A 4,441-nucleotide genomic window follows, 5' to 3' on the forward strand; every position below is an offset into this window, starting at 1 on the left:
CTCACGAGAATGCCGCCTGTCACGCTGGGCGTCGTGGTGGAGAGGAGCTGGACGATGCCACCGCCGCCGCCGCCGCCACCGCCCTTGCCCGCGCCCCCCGCGTTGTTGCCAGCGCCACCATTGGCCCCCACCGCTCGGACGAATCCCCCCACGGTGATGGAGCCCTTGCCCACGAGGACGATGGCGCCCCCCGCGCCACCGCCCGAGCCGGGCAGGTTGGAGGCGGTTCCACCAGACTCACCATTGGCATTGATGGCGCCCCCCGGGGGAATGCGGATCGCTCCCTGCGCGAGAATGACCAGGGAGCCGCCGCCCCTGCCACCGGCCACACCGGCCTGCTTGGCACCCGCGCCGCCGCCCAGGCCGCCGGGTCGCAGGAGTTGCGCGGCCTGGAGCGGCAACAGCCCACGCCCGCCCTGGGGCTCGCCTGCGGCCGCACGCGCCACGCCTGCCTCCGCAGGCCCGGTTCCGTTGTCCTCGGCACTGGGGTCCACGATGATCGTACCGTTGATGGTGACGTCGCCGGTGGCCCGGATGACCGTTCCACTCGGGACAATCAGCGTGCCGGAGACGGTGACGTTCGTGAACTGCAGGTGCTGCCGGCCGGCCAACGTGCCGTAACCAGTGACCGTGGTCAGATCCACGGTGTTGCCACTGGGGACGTTGTACGCCCCAGCCGACCCGTCACCGTAGGCGCCCAGCGAGCCCGTGGGCCCCTGCGGACCTTGAGGGCCCTGCGGACCAACCGGTCCCGAAGGGCCCTGTGCCCCTGCAGGTCCCGTCGCGCCCGCGGGACCTTGACCGCCCTGCGGTCCCGCCGGCCCGTTGCACACGAAGCGGGTGAGCGCGACATTCTCCTCACCCGCATCCAGCGTCCCATTGCGGTTGGCGTCGACGCCCATCTCCAGCCGCACGCCACCGGTGGCGCAGTTGCCGGACGCCGGCTCCACGGTGGTCCGCGTCACCGTGCCCAGACCGACATCACCCTGGGGGCCCGTGGCACCCGCTGGGCCCACCGGGCCCTCAGGTCCTGCGGGGCCCTGCGGTCCCGCCGGCCCGGCAGGTCCCACCGCGCCAGCGGGCCCCTCCGGGCCCCGGTCACCCTGCAGGCCCGTCTCACCGTGAAGACCGGTTGGCCCCTGCACGCCCTGCTCACCCCGGAGGCCCTGCGGGCCCATGGGGCCCTGCGGCCCCTCGGGGCCCATGAGCCCCTGTGCCCCGTTGCACACGTAGCGCGTCAGCGAGGTGTCGACCTCCTCATCCTCCAGCTGACCGTTCCGGTTGAGGTCGATGCCCGTCTCCACCACCACACCCGCCTGGGCGCAGTTCTCACCGGAGGGCTCGGAGTCGGTCCGGACCAGCGCCGTCAGCCCCGGAGGACCTTCCGGCCCGCCTGCCGGGCCCGGAGGACCTTGCGGCCCCTGTGGGCCCGTAGCGCCAGGCGCACCTGGCTCGCCCTGAGGACCAGCGGGCCCCTCGGCGCCCGGCGCTCCCGGAGGGCCTTCTGCGCCCGCGGGACCTTGCGGCCCCTGCGGTCCTGGCGTGCCTTCCTCACACGCCGACAGCACCAGCAGTGCCGTCAACGGAAGCGCCTGAAACCATTTCTGATACAGCGGGCGTCGCCAGTTCTCTTGCGTCATCTGCCGGCCTCCTCGTCGTGAAACGTCACGCCGCGGGCCTCTGAGCAAGCCGCACGCCACGCCAAGAAGACCGGGGCGACCCCAAGCAGTTCGGCGGTAACCGGGCAGATTCTCTCGTGGGAGAGAACCCACGAGACATTGCTGCGGCGTCCGGGTCAGACGCACCCGCGTTTCATCGGCACGCGGATCCGCCGCGGCGTCTGGGCCGGACGCATGCGCGTCTGTATCGGACGCACGAGCGCGCGTGACACAGCGAGACATGGAGGCACCACGTCTCACGTTTCATTGCATGCCGCCGTCACCCGCACATGAAACACGCGCGATTTCAGCGCTGGCCGGAGCTTTGCTCAGGGAGGAAGGGCAGCAAGCGCAGTCGGGCAGTCCTCTCCTCGAAAGGTAGACGCACGTGTCAGAGCCCTTCATCGGTCAGATCATGATGTTCGCAGGCAACTTCGCTCCGCGGGGCTGGGCATTCTGCCAAGGGCAGCTTCTCTCCATCGCCCAGAACTCGGCGCTCTTCTCCATTCTTGGCACCACCTATGGAGGCAATGGACAGACGACGTTTGCCCTGCCGGACCTGCGTGGCCGCTATCCCATGCAGCCGGGCCAGGGCCCCGGCATGTCCCCCCGCACGCTGGGCGAGCAGGGTGGAACCGAAACCGTGACGCTGATTTCGACGCAGATGCCGGCGCACAATCACACCCTGAATGTGAGCAGTCAGCACGGCGATACGGAAACGCCCATTGGCACCGTGCTCGCGGCGGACTCCACGGCGACCGTGCTCAACTACCGGGCTGCCCCCATCGACGGGACCATGAACCCCGCGGCCATCGGCGTCGCGGGGGGAACCCAGCCGCACAACAACATGTCGCCCTTCTTGTGCATCAACTTCATCATCGCGCTGGAAGGCATCTACCCGTCGCGCAACTGACGCACCGTGAGCCCCCAGGGCTCAGCGCCTCGCGCCATTCTCGCGTGCGAGGCGCAGTGGGGCCACGCGGACAGCCGCCGCGAATCCGTCCCCACGAGCCACCCCTTCCAGGTCCTCAAAGACCCTGAACTGCGGGGTGGGTAGCCCGTTCCCGGCAGGGTGGGCACGTCGGGGGCAGCGTTACGGCACGGGAGCGTGGGCGGTGGTGGCGGAGCGAGACGGCGGGGGGCAACGCTCGCAAGTCACACCGACGACGGTGTTTACCGTCTGCGCCTCCGTGCTCGCGGTGGTCGTACTCGTCACCTTCGTGGCGAAGACGCGGGTGGCACTGACACTGACGGGCATCGCCACCATCCTGGCGCTCGCGTTGGAACATGGCGTCGCGCGACTGGAGCGCGGCAGGCTGCCTCGACTAGCCGCCATCGCCCTGGTGATGACGGCGTTGCTGGTCGTCGTCGCCGCCCTCGCGCTGCTCGTGATTCCGGCCGCGGCGGACCAGTTGGATGCCCTGGTTCGCCAGTGGCCGCAGTTGATGGCGGAACTGCGGAGTTCTCGACTCATCCAGGTGCTCAGCGACCGGCTTCAGGCGCTCGGCTGGGCGCGGCGGTTGGAGGAAGCAACGCCCCGGCTCGCGACCGGCGCCCTGCCGACGCTGCTCATCCGAGCCATCGGAGGCGTGGTGGGGATGGTCATCTCGGCCCTCACCGTCTTCTTCCTCGTCGTGTTCATGCTGACATTCGGAGGAGACCTGATTCGCAGGGGGCTGGCCCTGGTCGGCCCCGAGCACCGGATGCGATACGTCCGGGTCCTCCACAACGTCTACAGCGCCACGGGCGGCTACCTGTCCGGGCTGGTGCTCATCTGCACCATCAACGCCACCCTGACCACGGTGACGCTGGCGCTCCTGGGCTTGCCGTACTTCCTGCCTCTGGGCATCGCCAGTGGCTTCTCCAGCCTGGTCCCTTATGTGGGGCCGCTCATCGCTGGGGGCGTCATCACCTTGCTGACGTGGGCCACGCAGGGCATCTGGGCGGCAGCGGTCGCGCTCGCCTACTTCCTGCTGTACGGGCCCCTCGAGGGCAACGTGCTGGCCCCACTCGTCTTCCGACGTACGGTCCACGTCAATCCGCTGCTCGTCCTCCTGGCAGTCCTGTTCTGCGCGGAGCTGGCCGGCATCGTGGGCGCGGTGGTGGCGGTGCCTGTGGCCGCGACCCTTCAAATCATCGCCCGGGAGGTCCTCCTCTTCCGGCAGGAGCGCAGGGCGGCGCGCACCATCCACCCCGCGGAACCTGAATGACGCCCTGAAAGGGGGACACGATGGCCGCGGGTCCACTCCCATGGCTGCTGACCCATGGCACAGCGGCCCTGCTCTTCGCCGCCCTGGTCGCCGGAGGCATGGGGGTGCCCATTCCAGAGGACCTGGTGCTGTTGTCGCTGGGCATCCTCGCGCACCGGGACGTCCTGCCCATCGCCCTGGCGGTCGCGGTCGCGGTGGCCGGAGTGCTCTGCGGCGACACGGCCCTCTTCCTCACCGCCCAAAGGTTGGGGCCCGCGCTGTACGCGCATCCACGGATGAAGAAGCTCCTGCCGCCGGAACGCCGCGAGCGACTGGCCCAGCTCTACGCGCGCCACGGCGGGCGCTGCATCTTCGTGGGGCGCTTTCTCTCGGTGCTGCGCGGGGCGGTGTTCATCATGGCCGCAGTGCATGGCATGCGGCTGCGCGACTTCCTGCTGTGGGACGGGTTGGCGCTGTGCCTCAGCGCCCCGGTGGTGGTGGCGCTGGGGTACGCCTTCTCGCACAGCGTGGACGCAGTGGCGAAAGGGGCGGCGCGAGCCGAGCACCTGCTGGTGCTGGCCACGACGGCGGCCC

4 protein-coding genes are annotated in these 4,441 nt (G+C 70.0%); 3 read left to right on the forward strand and 1 reads right to left on the reverse strand.

All coding sequences use genetic code 11. From position 1 onward, the window contains the following. On the reverse strand, positions 1–1,640 hold a 1,640-nt coding region (locus FL344_RS37860), incomplete at its 3' end, for a collagen-like protein (RefSeq protein WP_305021792.1). 406 nt (positions 1,641–2,046) lie between these two features. Here FL344_RS37860 and FL344_RS37865 point away from each other — a divergent pair. The 3 genes from FL344_RS37865 to FL344_RS37875 form a co-directional block, all read left to right on the forward strand. Then, positions 2,047–2,571, forward strand: a complete 525-nt coding sequence (locus FL344_RS37865; RefSeq protein WP_141621920.1) for a phage tail protein — start codon at positions 2,047–2,049, stop codon at positions 2,569–2,571. Positions 2,572–2,707: 136 nt separating this feature from the next. After that, positions 2,708–3,868: an AI-2E family transporter gene (locus FL344_RS37870; protein ID WP_141621921.1), complete on the forward strand. Its 1,161-nt coding sequence runs from the start codon at positions 2,708–2,710 to the stop codon at positions 3,866–3,868. A gap of 20 nt (positions 3,869–3,888) precedes the next feature. Further along, positions 3,889–4,441 (forward strand): DedA family protein (locus FL344_RS37875; protein ID WP_141621922.1); only part of this gene is annotated, 553 nt, incomplete at its 3' end.

Origin of the sequence: Myxococcus sp. AB036A (assembly GCF_006547355.1) — a bacterium.
In the GTDB taxonomy this organism is placed as follows: domain Bacteria; phylum Myxococcota; class Myxococcia; order Myxococcales; family Myxococcaceae; genus Myxococcus; species Myxococcus virescens.